The sequence below is a fragment of the Actinomadura rubrobrunea NBRC 15275 genome (genome assembly GCF_001552235.1).
GTDB classification, from domain to species: Bacteria; Actinomycetota; Actinomycetes; order Streptosporangiales; family Streptosporangiaceae; genus Spirillospora; species Spirillospora viridilutea.
The window spans coordinates 122,586-146,665 of record NZ_BCQU01000001.1; the positions used below are offsets into that span (position 1 = coordinate 122,586).

General features: G+C 69.6%; 23 protein-coding genes. 17 read left to right on the top strand and 6 right to left on the bottom strand.

The window, feature by feature from the left end; all coding sequences use genetic code 11:
- Window positions 1-72: 72 nt before the first annotated feature.
- The 4 genes from AR3_RS00525 to AR3_RS00540 all read left to right on the top strand — a co-directional run bounded on the left by AR3_RS00525 (window position 73) and on the right by AR3_RS00540 (window position 4,613).
- Window positions 73-903 (top strand): hypothetical protein, encoded by an 831-nt coding sequence (locus tag AR3_RS00525; protein WP_067906769.1) that lies wholly within the window; start codon window positions 73-75, stop codon window positions 901-903.
- A 383-nt stretch (window positions 904-1,286) separates the two neighbouring features.
- Window positions 1,287-2,102 carry a hypothetical protein gene (locus tag AR3_RS00530; protein ID WP_146150279.1) on the top strand — a complete coding sequence of 272 codons (816 nt, stop codon included), beginning with the start codon at window positions 1,287-1,289 and terminating at the stop codon, window positions 2,100-2,102.
- A gap of 421 nt (window positions 2,103-2,523) precedes the next feature.
- Window positions 2,524-2,823, top strand: a complete 300-nt coding sequence (locus tag AR3_RS00535; protein WP_146150280.1) for a hypothetical protein — start codon at window positions 2,524-2,526, stop codon at window positions 2,821-2,823.
- 542 nt (window positions 2,824-3,365) lie between these two features.
- The gene (locus AR3_RS00540; protein WP_146150281.1) at window positions 3,366-4,613 is read left to right on the top strand and encodes a hypothetical protein; all 1,248 of its coding nucleotides are present in this window, start codon (window positions 3,366-3,368) and stop codon (window positions 4,611-4,613) included.
- Window positions 4,614-6,103: 1,490 nt separating this feature from the next.
- On the opposite strand, the gene AR3_RS00545 is transcribed toward AR3_RS00540, so the two are convergent.
- A complete protein-coding gene (locus AR3_RS00545) occupies window positions 6,104-6,433 on the bottom strand; it encodes a WXG100 family type VII secretion target (protein WP_067906777.1) in 330 nt (109 codons plus the stop codon).
- Window positions 6,430-6,903 (bottom strand): YbaB/EbfC family nucleoid-associated protein, encoded by a 474-nt coding sequence (locus AR3_RS00550; protein ID WP_227023190.1) that lies wholly within the window; start codon window positions 6,901-6,903, stop codon window positions 6,430-6,432. Before AR3_RS00550 ends, AR3_RS00545 begins: the two co-directional genes overlap by 4 nt.
- 319 nt (window positions 6,904-7,222) lie before the next feature.
- Between AR3_RS00550 and AR3_RS32520 the strand changes: the two genes are divergently transcribed.
- From AR3_RS32520 to AR3_RS00565, 3 genes are all read left to right on the top strand, one after another.
- Window positions 7,223-8,803 carry a MinD/ParA family ATP-binding protein gene (locus AR3_RS32520; protein WP_067906779.1) on the top strand — a complete coding sequence of 527 codons (1,581 nt, stop codon included), beginning with the start codon at window positions 7,223-7,225 and terminating at the stop codon, window positions 8,801-8,803.
- Window positions 8,800-9,252 (top strand): hypothetical protein, encoded by a 453-nt coding sequence (locus tag AR3_RS00560; protein WP_067906781.1) that lies wholly within the window; start codon window positions 8,800-8,802, stop codon window positions 9,250-9,252. Before AR3_RS32520 ends, AR3_RS00560 begins: the two co-directional genes overlap by 4 nt.
- A 629-nt stretch (window positions 9,253-9,881) precedes the next feature.
- The gene (locus AR3_RS00565; RefSeq protein WP_067906783.1) at window positions 9,882-10,133 is read left to right on the top strand and encodes a hypothetical protein; all 252 of its coding nucleotides are present in this window, start codon (window positions 9,882-9,884) and stop codon (window positions 10,131-10,133) included.
- Window positions 10,134-10,176: 43 nt separating this feature from the next.
- On the opposite strand, the gene AR3_RS00570 is transcribed toward AR3_RS00565, so the two are convergent.
- Window positions 10,177-10,476, bottom strand: coding sequence for a hypothetical protein (locus AR3_RS00570; RefSeq protein ID WP_146150282.1), 300 nt, complete (start codon window positions 10,474-10,476; stop codon window positions 10,177-10,179).
- 441 nt (window positions 10,477-10,917) lie between these two features.
- On the opposite strand from AR3_RS00570, the gene AR3_RS00575 reads away from it, so the two are divergent.
- From AR3_RS00575 to AR3_RS00600, 6 genes are all read left to right on the top strand, one after another.
- Window positions 10,918-11,685: a hypothetical protein gene (locus AR3_RS00575; RefSeq protein ID WP_146150283.1), complete on the top strand. Its 768-nt coding sequence runs from the start codon at window positions 10,918-10,920 to the stop codon at window positions 11,683-11,685.
- Between the two features lie 12 nt (window positions 11,686-11,697).
- Window positions 11,698-12,183 carry a hypothetical protein gene (locus tag AR3_RS00580; RefSeq protein ID WP_067906788.1) on the top strand — a complete coding sequence of 162 codons (486 nt, stop codon included), beginning with the start codon at window positions 11,698-11,700 and terminating at the stop codon, window positions 12,181-12,183.
- A 572-nt stretch (window positions 12,184-12,755) separates the two neighbouring features.
- Window positions 12,756-13,211: a hypothetical protein gene (locus AR3_RS00585; protein ID WP_146150284.1), complete on the top strand. Its 456-nt coding sequence runs from the start codon at window positions 12,756-12,758 to the stop codon at window positions 13,209-13,211.
- 76 nt (window positions 13,212-13,287) lie between these two features.
- Window positions 13,288-13,704, top strand: coding sequence for a hypothetical protein (locus AR3_RS00590; RefSeq protein WP_146150285.1), 417 nt, complete (start codon window positions 13,288-13,290; stop codon window positions 13,702-13,704).
- Window positions 13,705-13,809: 105 nt separating this feature from the next.
- A complete protein-coding gene (locus AR3_RS30125; protein WP_157406590.1) occupies window positions 13,810-14,400 on the top strand; it encodes a hypothetical protein in 591 nt (196 codons plus the stop codon).
- A 172-nt stretch (window positions 14,401-14,572) separates the two neighbouring features.
- The gene (locus AR3_RS00600) at window positions 14,573-16,198 is read left to right on the top strand and encodes a hypothetical protein (protein WP_067906796.1); all 1,626 of its coding nucleotides are present in this window, start codon (window positions 14,573-14,575) and stop codon (window positions 16,196-16,198) included.
- 686 nt (window positions 16,199-16,884) lie between these two features.
- Here AR3_RS00600 and AR3_RS00605 read toward each other — a convergent pair.
- Window positions 16,885-17,676 (bottom strand): hypothetical protein, encoded by a 792-nt coding sequence (locus AR3_RS00605; protein WP_067906798.1) that lies wholly within the window; start codon window positions 17,674-17,676, stop codon window positions 16,885-16,887.
- A gap of 237 nt (window positions 17,677-17,913) precedes the next feature.
- A complete protein-coding gene (locus AR3_RS00610; protein WP_067906800.1) occupies window positions 17,914-18,369 on the bottom strand; it encodes a MarR family winged helix-turn-helix transcriptional regulator in 456 nt (151 codons plus the stop codon).
- A 99-nt stretch (window positions 18,370-18,468) separates the two neighbouring features.
- Between AR3_RS00610 and AR3_RS00615 the strand changes: the two genes are divergently transcribed.
- Together AR3_RS00615 and AR3_RS00620 are read left to right on the top strand one after the other, a co-directional pair.
- A complete protein-coding gene (locus tag AR3_RS00615; RefSeq protein WP_067906801.1) occupies window positions 18,469-19,602 on the top strand; it encodes an epoxide hydrolase family protein in 1,134 nt (377 codons plus the stop codon).
- 69 nt (window positions 19,603-19,671) lie between these two features.
- Window positions 19,672-20,211 (top strand): hypothetical protein, encoded by a 540-nt coding sequence (locus AR3_RS00620; protein ID WP_067906803.1) that lies wholly within the window; start codon window positions 19,672-19,674, stop codon window positions 20,209-20,211.
- Between the two features lie 3 nt (window positions 20,212-20,214).
- On the opposite strand, the gene AR3_RS00625 is transcribed toward AR3_RS00620, so the two are convergent.
- Window positions 20,215-21,168 (bottom strand): DUF6177 family protein, encoded by a 954-nt coding sequence (locus tag AR3_RS00625; protein ID WP_227023191.1) that lies wholly within the window; start codon window positions 21,166-21,168, stop codon window positions 20,215-20,217.
- Window positions 21,169-21,286: 118 nt separating this feature from the next.
- Here AR3_RS00625 and AR3_RS00630 point away from each other — a divergent pair, with 118 nt between their 5' ends.
- Together AR3_RS00630 and AR3_RS00635 are read left to right on the top strand one after the other, a co-directional pair.
- Window positions 21,287-22,774 carry an LCP family protein gene (locus tag AR3_RS00630; protein ID WP_067906805.1) on the top strand — a complete coding sequence of 496 codons (1,488 nt, stop codon included), beginning with the start codon at window positions 21,287-21,289 and terminating at the stop codon, window positions 22,772-22,774.
- 246 nt (window positions 22,775-23,020) lie between these two features.
- A complete protein-coding gene (locus AR3_RS00635; RefSeq protein ID WP_227023192.1) occupies window positions 23,021-24,061 on the top strand; it encodes a glycosyltransferase in 1,041 nt (346 codons plus the stop codon).
- The last annotated feature ends 19 nt before the right edge of the window (window positions 24,062-24,080 follow it).

Below are 24,080 nucleotides of genomic sequence, written 5' to 3' on the forward strand. Positions count from 1 at the left end.
CGAAGCAGACGGAGACGATAGGCCTCAGCGCAATGCGCGACTGGACATAAGCGTCGAAGGACAGAATCGGTCATGGCGGACCTGTTCGAAATCCCCCTAGTGACGATCGTCAATCTGCCGCAGGATCTGCACTACCAGCTGACAGAGCCGAGCACCGGCGAGATCGTCGCCCAAGTATCGCCGGTGGCGGTGGGGGCAGCGTGGCGCGAAGGTACACTGGGACGCCTTTTTCGTAAGGCCAAGCGTGCCCGAAGCATTTACCCGGGAGAGACATATCATGTCCCCCGCATCACCTTTCGGGTGGCGGGCGCGCGGAACGAGACGCTCTTCTTTGTCGATCGAGCCGACAAGCTGATCGGCAATCCTTGCATCCCGAACTCGGCGGTCGTGGCCGCGGACGGTGGCGTACTGGGGTATATAACGAACGATCACTACCACATCCTCAGAGCGGTTGATCCGCCTGTTGATGCCAATGGAATCGCCACCGTTCGCGGAATGGGATTTCTGCTGGACCACCACAACAATGTCGTAGGCGAGGTCGTCAGGCGGGCACCATGGACGCCGCACGCGATGAAGGCGGGCCTTCCTCCCGATGAGTACGCTGTCAGCTTCGAGGGGCCGGACGGCTCGGTCTGGGGAAGAAGGAAAGGCGAGGAGCTCATAGTTGAATTCAACCCGGACGCCTCGCGAACCCTCAGGATTCTCATGATCTCCAACCTGATATGCGGCAAGGCCGATGAGCGGCTCTATACACCCTTCACGACATCCGGATACACGCCGCCGGAGCCGCTGGAACCGGCGACTGAACCGTATCCCGGATATCAGGGGGTCCATGAGTCTTACATGCAATACCAGGAAAAGTTCATCAAGTGGTTCCAGAGGAATGTCGTCCCCTCTGGGTGATCGGATAACGGTCTCAGTTCGTGGTTTCATTTTGCTCCGCTGCAGACGTCAAAAAGCGGGACCTCTGGCTCCGATAGAGGCAAGTTGGGGTCGACCCTTCCTCTATCGGAGTCGCTTCGCCCGGGCCGAGTGGCGGCTCGGCTGGCCATCGGTATGCGGGACGAAACGCAGTTCTTCTCTTGCCTCGGACGTATCCCGGCTATCAAGGGGTCCATTCTGAATACACGGAAAATCGGCAGAAGTTTATCAAATGGTACAAGAAGGATGTTGCTCCAGCTGACTGAACCGTGATCGGTGGCGTATGTCCAAGGCGCTGTTCAATGAAGATTCCAACGTAGCCAGTGGGAAGGTCAGTAGTCGCGGGAGTGGAAAGGGAGGCGACCATGACCGCCGTTACCGAAGTCTCACATCTGGAAGTCCAGGCGGCGGCGCAGGATTTGCACTACCAGGTGATCGATCCGAGTCAGGGGACGATCATCGCTGATGTCTCGCCGGTGGCTGTGGGAACCTCGCAGAGGAGAAGTGCGGTCAAGCAGGTTCTCGCCATGCTCGGCCGGGGCAGAAGGATCATACCTGCGGAAGCGCATCACATAGGACGCGTAGTCCTTCGGGTCGCGGATCGCCAGGGTCCGACGCTCTTTTTCTCCGACCGAGCCGAAAAGTGGATGGTGAATCCGTGTGTGCCGCAGGTGGTCGTCGTCGACGCGAGCGGGGGCGTGCTGGGCTATCTGACCGATGACCACTATGCGGTCATGACTCCGATGGACAGGAAGGTCGCCAACAATATCGCCACCATACGCTCAAGGCGGACGCTGTGCGATCGAAATCGTGACGTGGTGGCCGAAATCTACGTACAGTCACCCACGTACCCCGGGGGCAAGCCGGTGGGCACGCCTGAGTACAACACCCGGTTCGTAGGTCCGGACGGGGTGGTCTGGGCGGAGATCAAGAGCGCCCGTCAGGTGGTCGAGTTCAGCCCGCAGACGCCGTCGGAGGTCAGAAGTCTGATCGCCGCCAATATGATCGCCAACGAGGTCGATAAACGGCTGATCCCGACCGGGAGTGACTTCAGGGCGCCTGTTCCACTGGAACCTTTATCGGATCCGTATCCCGGCTACCAACAGATCCATGTCGAATACATGGAATATCAGCAGAAGTTCATCAAGTGGTACAGAGAGCGGGCTACCCCGGCAGGATGAGGTGCTGACAGAATCACTGGCCGTCGACGGGTCGGCCGTACTCTGGCTGGGCGCTTGTCATTGCGCTCTTGCTGATTTTGTGGCGGGGTTGGTGGTGGAATAGTCCTGTGGTGGACCGGTCCGGCTTGCCTTTAGCTGACGATCGGCGTCCCCGCGGTCGAGTCGAAGCGTGCAGCTCAGCGGAGGTCTGCGAGGTAGAAGGCCTGCGTCGAGATGATCCTTGCCGGTCCGTGACTTCGTCTGTGCATGATGTTGTCAACGCCAGTGACTCTCCGTATGCTGGTCGATCGTCAATGGCGTGCGATGTCAGGGGCTCATCGATAATCAGCCTCACTGAATCGCTCACCATGCCCACTGGTATGGCGTCAGCATGTGAGCCGTCTCGGTGCGAGCGCGCCGAGCTTCCAGGAAAGTGGTGAACGTGACCGACAAATCTGCTGACCCCCGTCGCATCATGCAGCATGCGGACGACATCGAGGCCGAGGTGGTGCCGAGGATCAAGCAGGCCGGGGACACGCTCAACAAGGACGGTACCTACAACCTGGAGGGCGGTGACTTCAGCATCACCTGCATGGCCGCCGGGTCGGCCTACCCGATCGCGCTCCAGTTCGCTTTCGAGGACATCAAGATGCTGATGTCCACCGCCAAGTCATATGCCAAGAAGGTTGAGACCGCTGGGCGCATGTACGCGAAGGCCGAGCTGAGGAGCGCTGGGAAGTAGGCGGCGACGCGTGAGCATCGAGCAACGGCGAGGAAAGGTGGACGAGGTTGGGTAACGGTGCCGGCAATCGTGGCGGTCAGTCGCCTGGCGGTCCGGAGACTCCCCCGTGGGACAGCGGCGGGCAGAATTCCGGCGGCTCCCCTGATCATGGCGGTCCGGCGCAGAGCAGACAGTCCTCCGGGAACAGCCCCGGCCCCGACTCTCGACCGAGCGGCGGCCCGCAGTCATCAGGGGGCGAAACTCCGGCGTCTCAAACAGCCCCGAGCCCGCAGCAGGACGCGGGGAGCCAGCAAAGCCCTAGCGGAGACGCATCTTCGAGGGGCGGGCGGAGTACGGGGGATCAGAGCTCCGGATCCGGTACGCCTACCAGCGGCGGGCCGGACTCTGGGAGCGGACAGCAGAGTCCTGCAGGGGATCAGAGCTCCAGCGGCGGACAGAACGCGAACAACCACTCCACCTCGGGCGGGCAGAACAGCAGCGGCGGGGGACAGCAGTCTTCCAGCCAGCGGCACCCCCAGACGCAGAACGCCCATTCCAAAAGCTTGAAGCAGGGCGTCGGTGCTGGGGCTCTCGGATTGGGCGGCGCACTCATGGCGGCGGCGTCGGGCGGCTCTATCGTCGGGGTCCATGAAAGCCTGATGAGCGTTGCCACAAACATGGCGCAGGGCGCTGGCTTTGTGCTTCCGCCAGCTTTCATGGTCGCTTTCCTTTTCAAGGAGTCCACGGCCAAGACGACCAAGCTTGAAGTAGCTGCTAAGGACTGGGCCGACGCGGCAAACAAACTCAGCGAAGCCGCTCAGACGATCAGAACTATGGTCAAGGCAATTCCCTACGAAGCCTGGACCATGGACGACCGTCCTCTCTATGAGAGCGCCGTCGAGGATTTCGGACAGCAGCTAGACGCGCTCGCCCAATACATCGATGCCGTGCAGATCTCCATCATGGTGGTGGCGTACGCGCTGTTCACCTATTCGATCTTCGCATTCGGCATGGCCGTTTACCTGGACGCTCTCGCCATATGCGTAGGGGCGGCCGCCGCCGCCTCGGTCACGGTGGTCGGGGCTCCCGCGAGCGCGACGGTCATCGCCGAGTGTCAGGCTCTGGCGTCTACCGGGCTGACCATCACGGCTGTGGCGACCGGGGTTCTCGCCGCCGTGGCCACGGGAGTTGCGATGGTCATGGGCGGTGGTGCGCTGCTCACCGCAAACTCCCAGCAGGACAATGGCGCCACCGGTGCTTTCGACGCGTTCAAGAAGGCGGTGGTCACCGGTGGAGCCGCAGCCGGCGCCAACCTTCTGCAGGGTGCTGCGAACAGTGGTCTGAACTTCCTCAACAGGTCCGGCGTGAAGATGTTCCCGCTGGCGGAAGTCGACTTCGACGCCGACCGGGACATCGAGAACACCTGGAATGTCGGGGGCGGCGTCAAACTGACGACGCCCGAGGGCCAGGGAGAAGCCGAGGCCGGGTACCACGCGAAAATCAAGGATGGGCACGTGCAAGGCCAGGAGCTCGAAGCCAAGGGCAAGTGGACCCATCCGGGAAGCGATGTCGGCATCGGCGGCGGCGGAAAGCTCGAATGGGACGAGAACGAGAACCTCAAGAATAAGTCGGTCAACGTCGGAGTTGAGCACGGCCCGTCCGGAAGCAAAGTCGAGTACGAGGCCAACTGGGACGAGAACAACAAGTACAGCGACAAATACAACGTCAATACCCCGATCTTCAACAGGACAGACGGCAGCTTTGAGAAGAAGCAGGAGGACCCGCCGCCTCCGTGGGACCAGGGCCTGTGACGCGTGCTGAGCAGTTCTGCCCTCGGGACGTCGCCTGGCAGGCGACGCCCATCATTCAGGTGAACTGAGACGCGGCGAGACCGCACTGCGCGGTCTCGCCGCGTTTCTCTCAGGTGGCGGATCCTGGACGATGGCGCCGACCATGCCCACGGTTCGGCGTGCTCGACGACAACTCGCCTACAACGCTGCCGGGCAGCCGTCAGGCGCCGGAGCCGGTCGAGGCTCCCGAGCCCGCCGTCCGCCCGAGCCGTCCCTACGCGACCCGCGCGCCGAACGCGAACAGGCGGCCGAACGGCTGCCGCGGGGGAGGAAGAGCCTGGGCTGGACGTCGTCCTCACCGGCCAGGTCTTCATGGACATGATCTTCACCGGGCTGCCGGGCCTGCCGGTGCCCGGCACCGAGCTGGTCACCGACGGCCTCGGCTCGGTCCCCGGCGGCGTCGCCGACATCGCCGTCGCCATGAGCCGCTTGGACCTGCGCGTCGGGTCTGACGGCCCCGTTCTGCGACGACATGTTCGGGGCGTTCCTGTGGCGCACCCTGTTCGAGCAGGGGGACCTGCGCACGCGGCGTCCGGCTCTGGACGTGCCGGACCGGCGACGCTTGAACTAAGGACCTCTCGGCGGACGTACGCTGCGCACGCGCCCAGTTCTGTCAACGTGCTGCGTTACGGGTGCCTGCTGTGGGCGGCGGGGGTGGCCAGGATCGGGTCAGGGATGCGAGCGCCTGTCTTCATCTGACCTTGCCTGTCTCAGGGGGGAGCGCCGTGGAGGACCTCTTCGCTCCCGCAGCGTCTCGATCTGCGCGTCCGTGTTGTGTGACGCCACTGTTCTGCTCTCGACCTGCACGTTCTTACTGGGCGGGTCGACTGGCCGTGTGGAGCTATGGGCATGGCGGGTCGCGTCACGGTGAACATGTGCTGCGCGTGCATCCAGTGCTGTGAGCGTGCTGCGCTACGGGTGCCTGCTGTGGGCGGCGGGGGCCAGGATCAGGTCAGAGATGCGAGCGCACACCTTCATCCGACCTTGTATGTTCTGGGGAAGCGCCGCGGAGCATCCTTCTCGCTCTCACAGCGCCTCGATCTGCGCGTCCGTGTTGCCTGACCGTGCCGTTGGACTGTCGCCCTGCACGTTCTTGATGGACAGCGTCGACGGCCGCGTGGAGCCGCGAGCGTGGCGGGTTGAGCCGCGTTTCCGGTGAACATGCGCGGCGCGTGGGGCCCTGTGCTGCCATGTGCTTCGCTGACGGGGCCGACTGCGAGGGCTGTGAGAGGGGCCGGAATCAGGGCAGAAACGCGAGCTCACCGTCATCGGACTCGTGCTCGTGCCGCGGAAGTGCCGTGGGGCGTACTGCTTACCCCATGGCGCCTCGGCTCCTCGTTCGCTCTGCCCGACGACCGTCCCCGTTCGGCTGCCGTCCGCGCGCGTCCTTCGAGCTTCCCCTCCGACCGCGGGCGGCTGGGCGTGGCGAGCGACCCGGTCAGCTCACCAGATCAGCCGTTGAGGGCGGCGGAGATGGAGTTGATGTTGCCGACCATCTCCTGCTCGGCCTTCTCGTGGTTGTCGGCCACGAGGGTCAGCTTCTCGCCGAAGGCGCGCAGGTCGTCGGCGGCTCCGGTGAACGACTCGTTGGCCGTCTCCTGGATCGCCAGGTAGGACTCGCCGATCAGCATGCCGATGTCGTCGTTGCCCCACGGCGCGCCCATGCCCTCCACCGTGCCCACCAGGCTCTGCCACTCCTGAGCCAGCCGGTCGCCGGCCGCGGTGAGCTCCTTGGCGGCCTGGCGCACCGTCTCGGGGCGGATGGCGTAACCGTTGGTCATCGGCTGCCTCCAATCTTGGCCAGGGTGTCGTTGAGGGCCTGGGTGATCAGCTCCATCTGCCGCAGGCTCTGGTTCTGGATCTCCTCGATCTGCTTGCCGAGCGCCGCCGGGTCCACCGCCCCCTCGGCCGCCCCGGCCGTCGCCGCCTTGGCCCTCAGGTCCTCAAGGGCCGCGTTGACCGCCTCCACCAGCCGCTCGCCCAGCTCCTGGGAGGACATCCGCATCACCCTGGGGTTCAGTTCCACGCTCTTGAGCCGCCCCCCGGCCACGGCGGTCACCTTGATCCGGCCGTCGGCCGCCTCGCCGACCCCCTCCAACGCGTCACCGTCGGCGGTCTTGGTCTTCTCGGGGCGGGGCGCGGTGTTGCCCTGACGCATCGACTCCAGAGTCTTGCGCGCCTCGGTCAGCATCCGGTCGAGCTCGGCGCTGGAGAACCCCGCCACCCTCGTCACCTCCAAGATCGAAACCATGCATCAGCGAGCATATGTCGCAGCATGGCCGAATACGGGCGTCATTGATAGGACGGACGAGGTACGAGAAGGGTTCGCGGCGCCGCGGTCGACGTCCCGGGGGTCGGGCGTGGACCGCGTCCCGTGGCACCGCCGCCCCTGGGAAATATCATTGTTCCGGCTAAGGATCGAAATGGGCGACCCCGTGGCCTCCGCGCGGTCATCATGGATCGTCCGAACGCCGTAGGGACGGGCCCTTGGTCCCCCGAAGCGGCGGCGGGCACAGCGCTACGCCGCACGGTCGGAGTCTCGTAGGCTTGCGGTGACGAAAGGGAGGCACGTGTCCGACTCGAGCTGGCAGGAGGACGTCCTGCGCGAACTGGGCATGCCCCGGCGCGGACTCGCGACTCTCGAACGAGATACGCCTGCCGCGTCGCAGCCGGTCGTGCCGCCGTCGTCCGCTCCCGCGGCGCCGCAGCCTCCGGAGCCGTCCCCCGCCGTGCAGCCGCCGCGTCCCGAAGCGGCGCCCGCACCGCAGCCGCCGCGGCCTGAGCCGACGCCCGCCGCGCAGCCGCAGCAGCCCGCGCAACCGCAGCCGGCCGAGCCGATGGAACCGGCGCACCACGCGCCGATGGCGCCGGAACAGCCGCAGCCGGCGGTCCCCTCGCCGCAGCACGAACCGGACGGCGTTTCGCACCCTCCGGCGCCGCAACCCGAACCGGTGGCGCAACCGGACCCCATGGCCGCGCCCGTGTCACCGGACGGCGGCGCCGCCCCCGCCGCGCCTGCGCCTCCCGCGGACCCCACGCCGTCCGCGCCGCAGCCGATGGTGCACGCCGAGTTCGGCCCCGAGGCGGCGATCGTGCCCGTGGTGACCTCCGCGGCGCCGCCCATGCCCGGCACCCAGGCCCCCGAGGACGGCGAGGACACCTCCGAGGAGTCCGCCCAGGCGGCCTCGGCGCCCGCGCCGGTGCAGCCGCCGCCTCCCCCGCCGCAGCAGCAGACCGGCGGCGGCCCGCGCGTCGCCGACGAGCTGGTGCGCAAGTCCCATCACGGCGACCCGCTGCTCGTCCGGGTGGGACGCGGGGTGCGCAAGGCCGTCGGCGCGTCCGGTTCGTCCAGCATCAAGTCCCAGACCGAAGTCGCCGAGATGCTGCAGCGTCCGGTGCCGAGCTTCCGCCAGTTCGCGGTGGTCAGCGTGCGCGGCGGCGCGGGCAAGACCACCATGGCGGCGCTGCTGGCCACCGAGCTGGCGCGTCATCGCGCCGACCGCGTGCTGGCCGTCGACGCCGACGCCGAACTGGGCTCGCTGCCGCTGCGGCTCGGCGTCCAGGCCGACCGCTCCCTGTTCGACCTGGCGGGACGGCAGCCCCGTTCGTTCGAGGAGGCCGCGCAGTACCTCGCGCGCGCCGGCGAACGGCTGTGGGTGCTGTCGTCGACGCGCGGCGGACGGATATCGGGGGAGTTCACGTTCGACACGTTCCAGACCGCGCTGAGCGCCGTCAGCCGCTACTTCGCCACCGCCGTCGTCGACTGCGGCGCGGGCATCCTCACCGACCTGCATCAGGGCATCCTCGGAAGCACGCACGGCCTCGTCCTGGTCACGCCCGGGACGGTGGACGGGGCGCTGAGCGCCCGCGGCGCGCTGGAGTGGTTCCAGAACAACGGGCGGCACGCGCTGCTGCAGCGCACCGTCATCGCGATGGTGACGCACGCGCCGCAGGCGGGCGCCGACCTCAACCGCGCCGAACAGATGCTCAGCCAATGGGGGCTGCCCGTGGTGCGCGTCCCGTACGACCGGCATCTGGCGATCGGCGGCGCGTTCGACCACGGCAAGCTGGCCGGCGGCACCGGCACGGCCGTCGGACGCATCGCCTACGAGGTGTTCGCCCGCTCGATCGGCGCGGGGGTGGGCCGATGAGCTGCGACCTGGTCGCCGTGGTGCGCAGACCGCCGGACGTGCGCGCGGTCCTGGAAGGGCTGATCGCCATGGGCGTGTCGGTGGAGATCCGCGGCGGCGAGCCCGCGGCCACCCGACTCTACAACCTGGAGGGCCAGCTCATCGTCTCCATCGAGAACCCGGTGCAGGTGGCCGTCCCCGGCGAGATCCGACGGCTGCTCGGCGCCGAGTTCGCGGCGCGGCTGCCCTCCCCGTCCGCTCCGATGTGGTGGGTGGACGTCCGCGCGGTCGCCGACCTGCCGGAGGGGGTGGAGGTGGCGCGCAGGTTCGCCGACGCCCTGGTGCACTGGCTGGGCGGCGCCGTCTACCCCGACGGCGAGTCGGACGGACCGCCGCTGAGCTGGCGCGCGGCCGACCACAGCGGCGCGACGGCCGGCTCGAGCGCGAGCAGCAGCCCCGCCCCGAGCTGACTCCGTCCGCTTCGCAAGGCGGCAACCCGCCACGGCGGCGACAGCGCACGGCGGATGACGCCCAGCTGCACGCGATGGCCCGGTGCTCCACTCGCCGGGCGGGACGTGCCGAGATCGGGTGCTGCACGGCGACGACAAGGCGGCACCCCCGCCTGCCCTCCGGGCATCCGCTGCGCCGCCACGTTCTCTACCGCCTGCCGTCCACTCATGGACGACCTATGCCCACGCCGCCACGGGCACCCATGGCACGCGACCGGCCCGCTGGCCGCGTACAGCGAAGGCCATGACCGTGCTGCGTCCCCGAACCGAACCCGCTCCCGATGTGGTGCATCCGCCCGACTGGCGCGACACCGTGCAGCGGCAGCACGGACCAGGCCTGTGCATCCGGGAGTGCCCTGGCTGAGGGTGCGAGCCGCTTGAACGGACGACGTTGGGCACCTCGACGTCCAGCTGTGGAGGGCGTGAGGAGCCGAGGTGCCTTCGGCGAACGAGGCCTTCTCAAGCCCGTGGCCTCGAATGGGTGGTTGAGGTTGACGACGTATCAGCATGGGGGGCTGTCTCATGCGCCGTGCACGAGTAGATGTCCCCGCCGACCTCTACGACCGGATGCCCTGTCGTCCGGCCTGGGCATGCCCGCGGGCCAACTGCACCTTCCACAGTCCGGCCGCGACCTGACCGTCCCGTCCGGCGGCCTCGCGCGGCAGGTAGCGTTCGCGCTCTACGAGACGATCGACGCAGTGGAACAGAATGCTCGTGACGAGCGGCGTTCGCTTACTCCGGAAGAGGAGGCTCTGATCCACGCGCTGCGGGTGCGGACTCACAAGCTGTTCGAGGATGAGTTGCGGGCGAAGGGGCTCAGGGGGATGCCCGAGGAGTCTTAGATGGGCGTTGAGGTGGGCGCGTCGGCGTGCCGGCGGTCGGAACTTAAGGGGTGTCGCCCCGAAGTCGAACGCACGTGACCGAGTGTGTGAGCAGCGTGACCTGATGCCGATCCGAGAAGCCCGCTTCCTCCTCACCAAAGCGGTCCATACTGGGCGGCGGGCGTTCGGAACGCCCACCCTTGTGAACGGCACGCAAGTCGCGCCGGAGTGGCGCTGCGAGCAGGAGCTCGCTGGTGATCTCGACCTTCTCCTCGGCCATGATCTGCGCCATCGCATGGGCGAGCGCCGAACGCACGTCGGTGAACCCCGTCGCCCGCGCCTGACCGTCCTCGGCGAACCCCACCGTGAGCCACCCAGAGCCGGCGCTGACCACCGACCAGCACCCCTCGGCCAGCCGCCCGATCTGGAGACGCCCCGCACCCCCCCGGGACGACTTCCTCCAGCCTCAGCCGGGCCTTGGCGAAGATGTCGGCGATGCTTTCAGGCAGCAGCGCCACCAAGTCGGGGGCCTGCCGCGTGTGGCGGCGTCATGGACGGATTGAGGTAAGTGGTGAGTGAGAACCGGCGAGTGGGTCCGGCTGGTGAGAACGAGTCCCTTCCAGACGGCACGCAGTTCCCGCCGCAATCTCCGCTCGTCGGGTGGAGAGGACGCGAGGTGGAGCCTCGCACACTCGGTCCTCAAGGCGACGCCGTCGGGCGGGTCGGCAGAGGCACGGGGCCGGAGTTGCCTCCACCGCCGCCGGGCGAGCCGCTTCCGCCGCTCCCTCCGAATGCGTTCGAGGCCTTGCCTCAGAACTATGACGGCTGGACGCGCGAGCCCGTGGTGTACCTGCCGGTGGTGTTGGGCGGAGTCCAGATCGGGTGCCTGTGGGCCTCAACGCGCCATAAGGCGGCCGGCTTCTTGTACCTGCCCGAGGCGATCGACCGGGAGGAGTACTTCTACGCTTCCACGATCTGGTGGGAGCGACTGGGGGAGGCCTACCGACAGGGATTGCCTGCCAGGGAGGCGATCCTGCGCTGGCGGGGCGCTCCTGAGGATCCCCGGGCAGGGGGCATACCGGCGGACGCGCGGGAGCGTGAGCTGCCGAGCCTCGCCGCGCTGCACGAAATGGTGGCGCCGGGGGTTCCAGCGCCTGAAGGACCGTTGATCCAGGACGGGAAGCTCCCCGATGGCACGCCGGTGGACCGGTCGCAGGGCTGGGGACCGTTGGTCAGCAGCCCTTTGCCGACGTACGCGCCCGAGTGCGACGGGCCGATCCGCTACGTCCCTGTCGTCCTGCGGGACGCGGTCGTGGGGTACGTGTGGGCATCAGTGACCGGAGAGGCCGCCGGCTACCTGCCGCGCGAGGCCGCCGGGCAGGACGGCCAGGTCGCCGCCGGCCTATGGCAGTTGTGGCTCAGTCGCAGTTTCGAGGAGGGCGCATCGAGTCTGGTGGCCCTGCGCCGCTGCAAGGCGATGCCGGAGGATCGGCTCTCCAGGGTCATCGGCGCCGACGCCGAGGAGCGGGAGCTGCCGAGCCTTCAAGCCCTGCGGGAGCTGGCACGGCAGTGACCGCCACAAACGGTGGGCGACGTGGACGGGAGGTCGCTCGAAGAGTCGAAAGCCTTCGGGGACGAAGTGCAGGGGAAGAGTGTGGCTGAGCGTTATCCGCAGTACTACTTCTATGAGCGTTGGCCGGTCGTCTTCGTGCGGACGCCCGAGGGTGGTCTGGAATGTCTGGCGTTGTCGCCGAAGACCGGCGGGTTCGAGCGGGACATGTCGTACTACCGGAAGATCCTGTTCGGTACGACCGCCGACATCGACACGGTGACCCGCGACGAGTTCATCCAGCGTGTCGAGGCCCTGCGCAGAAAGCGGCTCAAGGGCGAGGGGCCCGTCTTCGCGCTCTACGAGACGATCAAGGCGATGCAGCAGAAAATTCTCGGCGCGGGGCGGAGGATCACCCCCGAGGAGAAGGCTCTCATCCACGCTCTGCAGGTGCGGACTCACAAGTTGTTCGAGGCCGAGTTGCGTGCGCAGGGGCTTCGGGGGATGCCCGAGGAGTCTTGATGGACGGGGCGGACGCTTCGGCATCGAAGCCGGGGCGCGCGCTGTTCGCGCTGCTTCACCCGAAGGACGCTGCTGTCCGGGTAGACGTGGCGAGTGTCACGTCCATCGGCGCGAGCACAGAGTCCGCTTCCTGGTCGGATGAGACGGACTGAGCCGCTGGTCAATGACGTACGCGGCCTGGATTGGGGACGTGTGGCGACGAAGACATGTGGGGGACGTCACCCCGAGGAGCTGGAGCCTTGGTGAGGGCATCCGAAAAAGCATCTGGTAGCGCATCACGTGTCGTCCATACCGGGTCTCTGTGACAGAACGACTTCGAATCCAGACAGTGCTCCTTCCGTCGGAGCCAACGTCCGGATCAGTGCTTGTGATGAAGGGTGTCCCCGATGCGGTCGGACGGCCGGAATACGATGCGGCGTCGGACATCTGGTGGGAGCGGCTGGCCGACGCCTACGAGCAGGGGTTGCCCGCCGCGGACGCCGTCTTGCGGTGGCGCGGTGCTCCGGAGGAGCCCCGAGCGGGCGGCATTTCCGGCGGACGCGCGGGAGCGTGAGCTGCCGAGCCTGGCCTCGTTGTACGAGGTGGTGGAACCCGGCGTACCGGCGCCCGAGGGGCCGTTCATCCAAGACGGAAGGTTTCCGGACGGCACACCGGTGGACCGGTCGGAGGGGTGGGGCCCGCTGATCAGCGCACCGCCGCCTCCGATGTACGGGACGGCGAGCGACGGGCCGATCCGGTACGTGCCTGTGGTCCGTGACGGCGTGGTGGTGGGGTACCTGTGGGCGTTGTTGGCAGGGGACGCCGCCGACTTCGAGCCGCGGAAGGCTGCCGGTGTGAAGGGCGAAATCGCGGCCGCCCTGTGGAAGACGTGGCTCAGCGACATCTACGCCGAGGACGTGTCAAGCCTTGAGTCACTGGGGCGCTGCAAGGCCTCAGCGGGTCATCCGTTGTCCGGAGTCGTCGGCGCCGACGCCGAGGAGCGGGAGCCGCCGAACGTCCAGGCCCTGCGGAAGACGGCTCAACGGTGATCGCCGACGTGCCGGCCGGAGCGGAGGGACGCGGCCGGCACTGGGAGCATCCAGGGACGCAGTGCAGGGGAAGAGTATGGCTGAGCGTTATCCGCAGTACTACTTCTATGAGGGGTGGCCGGTCGTATTCGTGCGGACGCCCGATGGCGGTCTGGACTGTCTGAGGTTGTCGGCGGAGAACGGGGAGTTCGTCCGGAACATGTCGTACGTGCGGAAGATTCGATACGGCACGACTGCCGATATCGATACCGTGACCCGGGACGAATTCATCCAGATGGTCGAGGCTCTGCGGGGCGAGCGGCTCAAGGGCGAGGGGCCGGTGTTCGCGCTGTACGAGACGATCGACGCAGTGGAACAGAAGGCTCGTGATGAGGGGCGTTGGCTCACTCCTGAAGAAGAGGCCCTGATCCACTCGCTGCGAGTGCGGACTCACGAGTTGTTCGAGGCCGAGTTGCGTGCGCAGGGGCGTAGGGGGATGCCCGAGGAGTCCTGATGGACGGTGGTGTGGACGCGTCGACGTTGGAGCCGTGGACGGAGCACGAGCCGGGTGCGCTCTTGTATCCGGAGGGTGCCTCGCTGTTCGCATGGGCGCGACGGAATGAGGCAACAGCTGCGCGCGGGCATGTATCAGCAAGGCGTCGGCACCTGGTTCACCGCCACGGTCAAGCTCACCCGCCCCAACAGGTACGAGGTCCAGTTCGACAACGAGGGCGAACTGGCGTGGGGTCAACGGCTACCGGTGGCGGCGCTGGATGAGGAACGGCGCATGTTCCCTCGCGATCCTCAGCACACCCCCGGGTGGCTGCGCCGCGGCGCAGGCGAGTTGCGCATCGCAAAACCGTTCGACTCTTTCGCCCCCGACGGGACCCCCGTCGTGAATCGCCCCGAGGTGCCGGAGGGCGAGTGGGACGCGGTGGTGCGCTACCTGGAGCAGGCGCCGATCGTGCTGGCCGCCCGCGGCTTCGACGTCGATGTGCTCGACCCGGCGCGTCCCCGTCGGGTGCCGTTGACCTACCACACCGACGGCACGTGGGTGTGGTCCGGCGCGGTCGGCTATCACCTGCGCGTGCACGGGGTGCCGCCGGAACCCGAACTGGTCGCCCACATCCGGTCGGGCGGCTTCCAGGTGCCCGAGGTGAGCGACGAGGTGCGTTCTCAAGCCGTCGCGGCCATCACCGGTCCGGCCTGAGGAAGTTGATAAAGAGGACGTCATGAACGACCTTCCGCCCCAGGGCCGTCCGCCCGGCGACCCGCGTCCTCCATTCCCGCCCCCGCCGCCCGTCCCGCCGCCCCCGCCGGGCATGCCGGGACCGTTCGGGGCCGGGACGTTTCCGGGGCGGCCTCCGATCGGGCCGCCCCCGATGCGGAACAACGCCCCGCGAGGCTACGAGCCGTTCACCCGCAAGCCGCTGGTCTACCTTCCGGTGATGCTGCGCGGACGGCATATCGGCTACCTGTGGGCCGGGATGACCGGCACGGCGGCCGGGTTCATCCGACGCAACGAATTCCTCACCGAGGCGTTCGAGGCGCCGATGGTGTGGAGCGAACGACTCGCCGAAGCCCACGCGCAGGGCCTGCACGCCCGCGAGGCGATCCGCCGGTGGATCGGCGCGCCTGAGGACCCGCGCGGCGGCGCCGTCCCACCGGACGCCCGAGAGGGACACGCCGACGACCTCGCCCAGCTGCAGGCGCTGGCCAATCCCGGCGAGCCGCCGACTCCCGGGCCGTTGATCCAGGACGGCGAATACCCCGACGGCACCCCGGTGGACCGCTCGAGGGGCTGGGGGCCACTGCACTTCCAACTGCCGCCGAGCTACTCGCCGACTGCCGCGGGGCCGGTCCGGTACCTGCCCGTGGTCAAGGACGGGCTCGTCCTGGGCTACCTGTGGTCCTCGGTCGCCGGTGGCGCGGCGTCGTTCCTGGCGCGCCGCGACGCGGGCGTGGACGGACGCAACGCCATCGCCGCCTGGACCCCGCGGCTGCGCGAGCTGCACGGCCAGGGCGTCCCCGCCACAGAGATGCTGCGACGCTGCCGCGCCATGGCCTCCGACCCCCGCGCCGGGGCGGTTCCCGCGGACGCGCGGGAGGAGGAGGCCGCGAGCCTGGCCGACCTGGAACGCCTCGCCGCGACCTTCGAGCAGTCGCTGCGGATCTCGTTCAACCCTGACCCGGACGACCCGGCCGTGGCGCGTCGCCCGGCCGTCCCCGCGCATGAGCGCGCGGCACTGCTGGACTACCTGGAACGCGCGCCGGTCGTGCACGACGCCGGTGACCCGCTGCCCGATCCGTACGACCCGCGGCGGCGGCCCGTCGTCCCGAACACCTTCCACACCGACGGCACGTGGGTGTGGCTCGGCGGCGTGGCGCACTGTCTGCGGGTCCACGGCGTGCCGCCCGAGCCTGACCTTGTCGAGCATGTGCGCGCCAACCGGTTCCGGCTGCCCGAGGTCGGCAGGGACGCTCGAGCACGGGCGAGGGCCGCGCTCGAGCGTCAGGGGGTCCTCGTGGGCCCTCCGCCCGCCGCAAGGCCGACCGCATCGGAGAAGAAGACCGAACGCCCCAGGCGCATCGATCCTCGGGACGTGCGGCGGACCACCGAGGATCTGGCGTTCCAGCAGGTCGGGAGCACGATCGACAACTACGCCTCCAACACCACCAAGCCGGTTCGCTACCTGGTGGTCGGCGGAAAGCGCGGCGTCCTGGGCTACCTGTGGGCCGCCGAGGGGGAGGAGGCGGCCGGGTTCGTGTACCGGCCGGACGCCGGGGACGACGGCCCTAACGAGGGGGTGGCCTGGGTGATCGAGCTGCGCGCCGCCAAGGCGCGCGGCGTCCCCGCGTCGCGGCTGCTGGAGGAGTTCGCGAAAGCGCGCCTTCCGGTCGCGCCGGACGCCGACCACCTGGGTCGGATCATTCCCGGGTCCGAGGGCCGGGCGCCCAGCCTCGACGCGCTGAAGGCCATGGCGAAGCAGCCTCCGAAAGACGGCTGACGGTCCCAGCGGCGGCCGGCGGCGGGATCAGGACCGGCCCCCCAGAGCCGTTCGGGTGACCGGCAGGTCATGGGCGCCTTCTTTGCGCAGATGACGCGTCGGCGCTGCGGCGTTGGCACAGCGCGACGCGGGCGGCGGCGCCGCGCCGGACGCGGTCGGTGTGGCGGACGAGGCGGTGGACGTCGCAGTGTCGCAGGGCGCCGCGGGTGCGTTGGCGTCGGGCGGCGGCCGCTTGCGCGTAGCGTCGGCGAGTGCGGCGGTAGGGCCTGCTGCTGGGCATGAGCTGCGCCTGGTGGAACAACGAGCGCAACCGCCACCAGGACACACCGTTCACCGCTTGGCCGCCGAACATCGAAGCCATGCGGTCGCCCAGGGCGAGTGTGTGGTGCCTGCGGAGGCCCAAACAGCCAGCCGGTTGGGGAACGTTTGGTCGGTTGGCGCGCGCAGCGGTGCGGCTCCCCCAGTGTCATCGCGGACACACCGTCTGCACCGACATGACGCCGCCGGGTGTGCGGATGCGTCGCGTCCCCGCCGGAGGGCGTGTCCACCGTCGGGAGGCCTCGGCCGAGTGAATGACGGACCCGCGTGCCGCGCGCATGCGGGGCATGGACCGTTCAAGAGAACGGGGCCGTACCGGCCGCGCCTGGGGCGGCGGTACGGCCCCGATGATGTGCGGGTGGAAGTCGTCAGTTGCTGAAGCGCAGGGCGTTGGTCACCTCGACGCCCAGTTCGCCCGCCGTGTTGAACACGGGGCCGCCGCGGTCGCCGGCGGAGCCGCCCTTCGCCCAGTAGGACTGGGCGTAGATGACCGACGAGTTCAGGGTCCAGGCCCGGGTCCACGAGCCGGGCTCTCGGGAGAGCTGCGGCATGCCGCTGCCGGCGGACGGCTTGAGGAGTCGAGGCCAGCCCTTGGAGTACACGGCCCGGCTGACGGCGCTGGCGTCGGACGGGCTGTTGAGGTTGACGACCGAGATGACGGTGACGATGGTCCGCGACGGGTTCGCGTACACCGCCGAGTACATCTGGCCGTTGCAGGGGTGGAGCCGGAGCCGTTCCAGCATGGTGGAGTTGGCCCGGGCGGTGCACGAGTCGATGCGCGTGCCGACCTGGGTGAACGTGTTGCCCTTGTAGGTGCGGATGGTCGACTTGAGCACGTCGCGCGGGTCGATCGCGCCGCCGCCCGTGGTGGTGGACGTCGTCGGCGTGCTGAAGGGCGAGTACGTGGTCGTGGGGGTCGTGGAGGTCGGCACGGCGATCGGCGGGACCCGGTCGTCGTCATCGTCGTCGCTGCTCGCGACGATGACGATGACACCGATGATCAGGACGAGCACGAGGAATCCGCCGCCGAAGAGCAGCGCGAGGATGGCTTTGCCGCCGCCGTCGCTCTTGGGCGGCGGGGGCGGGTTCCCCAGGAAGCCGGGACCGTGCGGGGGTCCCGGCGGGTAGCCCGGCTGCCCTGGCCACTGAGGCGGATTCATGGTCCCTCCGAGCAGGTCGAACAGTGGGGTGGAACAACTCCGCGATCATCGGACGGCCCCTGCGGTCCGGAATGATCGATGGATCGCGCCGCCTCTCTCGCAAGGCGAGAGAGGCGGTCGGTGTTCATGTGACGCGGCGCCGTCCGATGCCGTTCCGCCTCTCGGCGAGAAAGTGCCGGAGCCGCCGGTGACGAGAAGCGGGCCGGGCAGCGCTCGACCGTCGGCGGCAGAAGGTGCTCAGCGGCGGGAGTGGTGCGCGAGCACCCTCGACAGCAGCCGGACCAGTTCGCCGCGTTCGTCAGGGGAGAGCGGAGCGAGCAGTTCGTCCTGGATCTGGGCGAGCACCCGGTCGAGCCGGTGCAGGCGGCGCGTGCCGGCGGGGGTGATGGTGATGACGTTGCGGCGCCGGTCGGACGGGTCGGGCGAGCGGCGCACCAGGCCCTGGTCGGACAGCTCGTTCAGCATGGCGACCACGTCGCTGCGGTCGATGCCGGTGCGGCGGCCGAGGTCGGCCTGGCTGGCCGGGCCGAACTCCTCCAACGCGGCCAGCAGCCGGTAGTGGTAGCCGCGGGCGCCGGCGGCGGCCATGTGGGCGGCGACCAGCCGCTGGGCGTGCAGCGACACCTGGTTGATCAGCCAGCTCGGCGCGTCCTGCAGGCGTGCGGGGGTGGCGTCGGCGGGCGTGGCGCTCATGCGCGTCAGTCTAACCGCGAAGTCGTTGGTCGCACCCACGAAATGGCGTTATCGTTGGTCGAGCCAACATTCGTCGACGTTCCCGGATGGAGGTGCACGATGCCGGACGAGCGGCTGACCCCCTTCCGCCTCGACGTCCCCCAGGCCGACCTCGACGACCTGGCGGCACGGCTGGAACGCACCCGCTGGCCCGACCAGATGCCCGGCGTCGGCTGGGACCACGGCATACCGCTGGAACGGGTCAAGGAGCTGGCCGAGCACTGGCGCACGGGCTTCGACTGGCGCGCCCAGGAGGCCGCGCTCAACGCCTTCCCGCAGATCACCACGGTCATCGACGGCACGCGGGTGCACGCGCTGCACGTGCGGTCCCCGGAGCCGGACGCGCTGCCGCTCGTCATCACGCACGGCTGGCCGGGCTCCGTCGCCGACTACCTCGACGTCATCGGCCCGCTGACCGACCCGCGCGCGCACGGCGGCGACCCGCGCGACGCCTTCCACCTGGTCATCCCGTCGCTGCCCGGCTTCGGGCCGTCCGGTCCCACCCGCGAACCCGGCTGGGACGTCGGCCGCATCGCGCGCGCCTGGGCCGAGCTGATGGCCCGCCTCGGCTACGAGCGCTACGGGGCGCAGGGCGGCGACTGGGGCACGCCCGTCTCCTGCGAGCTGAGCGCGACCGTGCCGGAGCGCGTTGTCGGCGTGCACCTGACGTACCTGCCGACGCCCGTGCCGTCCGGCGTCGATCCGGACGAGCTGACGGACGAGGAACGGTCGCGCGTCGAGCGCATGCGCCGCTACCTCGCCCAGCCCGCCGGGTACTGGCGGATGCAGTCGACGCGTCCGCAGACGCTCGCGTACGCGCTCACCGACTCACCGGTCGGGCAGCTCGCATGGATCGCCGACAAGGTCGCCGAATGGACCGACCCCGCGTGCCTCGTCAGCGACGACAAGTTGCTGACCACCGTGTCGCTCTACTGGCTGACAAGGACTGCGGGGTCGTCGTCCAGGCTCTACTACGAGGCCGCCACGGCCCGGAAAAAGCCGCTGGAGTGCCCCGTCCCCTTGGGGGTGGCCGTCAGTCCGCACGACATCGTCCTGCCGGTGCGCCGGTTCGCCGAACGCCGGTACGACCTCGTCCACTGGACGGAGTTCGACCGCGGCGGGCACTTTCCTGCCCTGGAGGTCCCCGACCTGTACGTCGAGGACGTCCGTGTGTTCTTCCGCAGATTTCGCTGAACGGCGATGCGCCGAGCCGTGAGCGCACGGTGATGCCGTGAACACCGCCCGGCAGTTAGCATCCCGCTCATGCCAGAGAAAAAGGTGAACGGCGGATTTGTTGCTTGCATCATCATCGGCCTGCTGGCGCTCATCAGCGCCGTGGGCATCCAGTTCCTGAACGTCCTCACCGGCGGGGACAGCTCGCGCGACCCCCGGCAGATGGCCGAGCTGGGCAACTTCACCATCGTGTGCGCGATCGCCGGGCTCGGACTGATCCTCATGGGCATCGGCCTGCAGATCGGCGCCCTGGCGAAGGACGGGGCGAGCACCGCCGTGCCGGGGCGGCCCGCGGTCCCGGCTTACCCGCAGGTTCCGCAGCAGCAGCCGTACGCGCAGCAGCCGCAGGCGCACTACCCGCAGCCCGGAGCCGCCGTCCCGCAGCAGCAGGCGCAGTACGCCCCGTCTCAGCAGGGGCAGTACCAGCAGTCCGGGCCGCAGCCGCAGGGACAGCACGTCCAGCAGCCCGCCGGTCAGCAGGCGCAGGAGCAGCAGTCGCAGGCTCCGCAGGGCGGGCCCCAGCAGGCCCGGTCTCAGCAGGAACCGCAGCAGGGGCAGGCGGACAGCTGACGGTCAGCCGCGCCGCTGGGCGGCCTGGAGGTGCTGCATCACCTGGCGGTGGCGTTGCCACCCGTCGGGGGTGCGGCCGTCGCCGAGCGGGAAGAGGGTGAGCGGGGCGCTCGCCGGGCCGACCTGCTGGCCGGGGATGCCGGGCGGACCGGAGACCGTGCCGGCGACGGCCAGCGCGACCGGTCCGGGGGCGCCCGTCCACCGCGGTTCGGTGGTCAGGTCGACGCGGCCCGGGACGAGCTGGACGAACAGCGAGACGACCGGCTGGTCGGCGGCCAGCGCGCCGACCAGGGACGGCAGGTGCTGCAGCGGCGGCGGGTCGTCGCCGCCGTAGCCGACGGTGACCGTGGTGACCTCGGTGATGACGCCCGTGTCCGCCGCGGTGAACTCGCACACCGCCTGCGCCGGGCGCGGGCCGTCGCCCACGACGATGAGCCGGGCCGAGGGACGCCCGCGGGCGTGCTCGGTGAACCGGTCGGGCTGCCAGGGGTGGGCGAGCGGCTCCGCGGGGCCCCAGCCGACCGGGCCCTTGCCGGTCAGCAGCTGCAGGAGGCGGTCGGCGGCGCCGCCGAGCACGCGGCCGGGGCCGTGCTGGGACCGGTAGATCAGCGAGAGCTGCGCGCCGATCGGCGCGGTGGGACGGCTGGTGTACCCCGGCGCGTAGTCGCGGGCCTCCGGGACGGGCACGAACGTGGCGCCGTTCCACTGCAGCGGCCGCCCGGTCAGGCCCTCGTAGTAACCGTCGCCGTCGCGCACGACCCACTGGGCCGCCCGCCCGGCCACGACCGAGCGCAGCGGCAGCGACAGCCGCGCGCCGATCGGGGTGACGAGCTGCAGCGTCCGGCCGGAGCCGATGCAGTCGTCCAGGGCCTCGGCCAACCAGGCGTGCAGCGCCACCACGGGGCGGTCCTGGAGCACGACCATCGCCTGGTCGGTCAGTGCGTCTACGGTGCTCATCCTCCACCGGAGTCTAGTCGCCCGGGAACGTCCGATAGTGGCCGGAAGGGCCGGTCGGCAGGGCGACTTTCTCCGCGAGCCCGGTGGCCAATGTCACTTGTGTGCTGAAATGTTACGGATGCAGCGATCGGCGACCCCGCGCGTGTACTTCGACGGCGCCGCGGCCCTGCCCCCGGACCCGGACGAGGACCCGGGGCGGAGCCGCCGCTGGCGCGTGCTCGGCTGGGTCTCCGTCGCGCTGTCGGCGATGCTCGTGGTCGGCAGCCTGACCGCCTACGGCTTCTGGCGCCGGCTGGACGGGCAGATCGTCCGCGAGAACGTCGACGACAAGCTGGGCGCCGACCGGCCGCCCAAGCTCAACAACTCCATCAACATCCTGCTGATGGGCTCCGACAGCCGGCAGGGGGCGAACGCGCGGTACGGCACCGAGCAGGGCGAACGCTCCGACACCACGATCCTGCTGCACATCTCCCCGGGCGGCGACCGCGCCATCGGCATCAGCTTCCCGCGCGACACGATGGTGCAGCGGCCCTCGTGCAAGACCCGCGACGGGCGCGTCCAGCCCGGCGGCCTCAGCATGCTCAACGCCGCGTACTCGATCGGCGGACCCGCCTGCACCTGGAAGACCATCGAGGCGATCACGAACATCCGCATCGACCACTACGTCGAGGTGGACTTCACCGGCTTCAAACGCGTGGTGGACGCCCTCGACGGCGTGGAGATCTGCGTGCCGAAGCCCGTCAACGACCCCAAGGCCGAGCTGCGCCTGCGCGCGGGCAGGCAGGTCGTCAACGGCGACCAGGCCCTCGGCTACGTGCGCACCCGCACCGGCGGACTGGGCGACGGCTCGGACCTGTCGCGCATCAAACGGCAGCAGCAGTTCATGGCGTCGGTCGTCAAGAAGGCCACCAGCCAGGGGATGCTGACCGACCCGGCCAAGACCTACCGGTTCCTGTCGGCGGTCACCAAGTCGATCAAGACCGACAGCCGGTTGTCGCTGTCGGTGATGCAGCGGCTCGCGGCCAGCATGCGCGGGCTCAGCGCGGGCAAGGTGCGCTTCGTCACCGTCCCGGTGGAGCCGTACCCGCCCGACCGCAACCGCGTGCAGTTCAACAACGCGCTGGCCCAACCGCTGTTCAAGGCGATCCGCCAGGACAACACGCTGCCGCAGGACAACCCGCAGCCGAAGCGCCCGGGCGGGGGCCCGGGCCCTGCCGGACAGCAGGCCGCCGGACGGCCGGGCCAGGCCGTCCCGCCGAACCAGGTCAAGGTCGCCGTCTACAACGGGACGACGACCGACGGGCTCGGCCAGCGCGTCGCCGACCAGCTCACCGAGAAGGGCTTCCAGGTCGTCAAGGTCGGCACGACCAAGAAGGCGGCGACGGCCCGCACGCAGATCCTGTACGGCGCCGGCGCCGAGCGGCAGGCCGCCGCCCTCGCCGCGGCGCTGCCCGGACACCCGCCCCGCGCGTCCGCCGCGGCCAAATCCGGCCACGTCTATCTGATCATCGGGCGGGACGGCGCGAACGTGGCCGAGGCCAGGCGCCCGGTTCCCAAACTGGCCGGGGAGATCCGCGCCGACCAGGACGTTTGCGCCGGGACGTGACGTGGGGGAGGCTCGTGGCACAACCCGCGAGCCAACGTGACGAGGGGGTGGATACGGCGGCGATCCGGAAACCATCGGTCGATGGTTCGCCCGGCTCCCCGATATCGTGACGACGCAGACGTACCTTTCGTCTACCCTCCGCGAACCGACCCGCCGACCGGACCCGACGGCCGACCGACCCACGACCGCGCGGGACCGTCCTCGGCGCCGCGCAACAACGGCCCGCTCCCGGGAAATGGACAGTCCTTGAAGGCCGACATACCCCCCGAACCCTTCGCCCTCCTGATGACCGTCTACGGCGGTGACCGGGAGGACTACGTCCGGGACGCCTTCCGCAGCGCCGTGCACGACCAGACCCTCCGGCCGGACCAGGTCGTGCTCGTGCAGGACGGCCCCGTCCCGCCCGAGTTGGAATCCTGCCTCCGGGAGCTGGTGGCCGAAAGCCCCGTCGAGGTGACGTTCGTCCAGCTTCGGAGCAACCGCGGCCTCGGCCCCGCCCTGGACGCCGGGCTGCAGGCCAGCCGGTACGACATCGTCGCGCGGATGGACGCCGACGACGTGGCGATGCCCCACCGCTTCCAGGTGCAGGTGCCGCTGGTGCGCGACGGCGCCGACCTGGTCGGCGCCGGGCTGCTGGAGTTCGGCGCGCACATCGGCGACGTGGTGGGCCGCCGCATCCCGCCCAGCGACCCCCACGACATCGTCCGGTACTCGCGGCTGCACGACCCGTTCAACCACCCCACCGTCGTCTACCGGCGCAGCGCGGTGATGGCCGTCGGCGGCTACGGCGACCTGCCGCTGATGGAGGACTACTGGCTGTTCGTCCGGATGATCGCCAACGGCGCGCGCGTGGTGAACGTGGCCGAGCCGCTGGTGTACTACCGCGTCGGCGACGGCGCCTACGAGCGGCGCGGCGGCCGCGACCTGCTGCGCTCGGAACTGCGGCTGCAGCGCGCGATGTACCGCGAGGGCTTCATCACCCGCTGGCAGTACCTGCGCAACGTCGTCATCCGCGGCGGCTACCGCCTGACGCCGACGTTCATCCGCCGCCCCGTCTACCGGATGCTCGTCGCCCCCTACGGCGCCCGCCGCAACCGCGCCCGCGCCCTCGACGCGCCGCAGACCTCGACCGCGCCCCCGGCTCGGGAACCGGCCGAAGACCCGCAGCCGCCGCGCCCCGCCCCCCGGTACGTCCCGCGCCACGCCCGCGACGCGCGGGACGCGGTCGCGGGCGGCGGGTCTCGGCGGGGGCGGGAGAACCCTTCACCCACCGCGGCGGACGGCTGACCGTGGCGGCCCGGGCGGA

Coding starts and splice junctions, on each gene's coding strand:
- AR3_RS00525 (WP_067906769.1), top strand. CDS start 73: ATGGCGGACCTGTTCGAAATCCCCCTAGTGACGATCGTCAATCTGCCG.
- AR3_RS00530 (WP_146150279.1), top strand. CDS start 1,287: ATGACCGCCGTTACCGAAGTCTCACATCTGGAAGTCCAGGCGGCGGCG.
- AR3_RS00545 (WP_067906777.1), bottom strand. CDS start 6,433: ATGACCAACGGTTACGCCATCCGCCCCGAGACGGTGCGCCAGGCCGCC.
- AR3_RS00550 (WP_227023190.1), bottom strand. CDS start 6,903: ATGGTTTCGATCTTGGAGGTGACGAGGGTGGCGGGGTTCTCCAGCGCC.
- AR3_RS00560 (WP_067906781.1), top strand. CDS start 8,800: ATGAGCTGCGACCTGGTCGCCGTGGTGCGCAGACCGCCGGACGTGCGC.
- AR3_RS00565 (WP_067906783.1), top strand. CDS start 9,882: ATGCCCGCGGGCCAACTGCACCTTCCACAGTCCGGCCGCGACCTGACC.
- AR3_RS00590 (WP_146150285.1), top strand. CDS start 13,288: ATGGCTGAGCGTTATCCGCAGTACTACTTCTATGAGGGGTGGCCGGTC.
- AR3_RS30125 (WP_157406590.1), top strand. CDS start 13,810: ATGAGGCAACAGCTGCGCGCGGGCATGTATCAGCAAGGCGTCGGCACC.
- AR3_RS00600 (WP_067906796.1), top strand. CDS start 14,573: ATGCGGAACAACGCCCCGCGAGGCTACGAGCCGTTCACCCGCAAGCCG.
- AR3_RS00605 (WP_067906798.1), bottom strand. CDS start 17,676: ATGAATCCGCCTCAGTGGCCAGGGCAGCCGGGCTACCCGCCGGGACCC.
- AR3_RS00610 (WP_067906800.1), bottom strand. CDS start 18,369: ATGAGCGCCACGCCCGCCGACGCCACCCCCGCACGCCTGCAGGACGCG.
- AR3_RS00615 (WP_067906801.1), top strand. CDS start 18,469: ATGCCGGACGAGCGGCTGACCCCCTTCCGCCTCGACGTCCCCCAGGCC.
- AR3_RS00620 (WP_067906803.1), top strand. CDS start 19,672: ATGCCAGAGAAAAAGGTGAACGGCGGATTTGTTGCTTGCATCATCATC.
- AR3_RS00625 (WP_227023191.1), bottom strand. CDS start 21,168: ATGAGCACCGTAGACGCACTGACCGACCAGGCGATGGTCGTGCTCCAG.
- AR3_RS00630 (WP_067906805.1), top strand. CDS start 21,287: ATGCAGCGATCGGCGACCCCGCGCGTGTACTTCGACGGCGCCGCGGCC.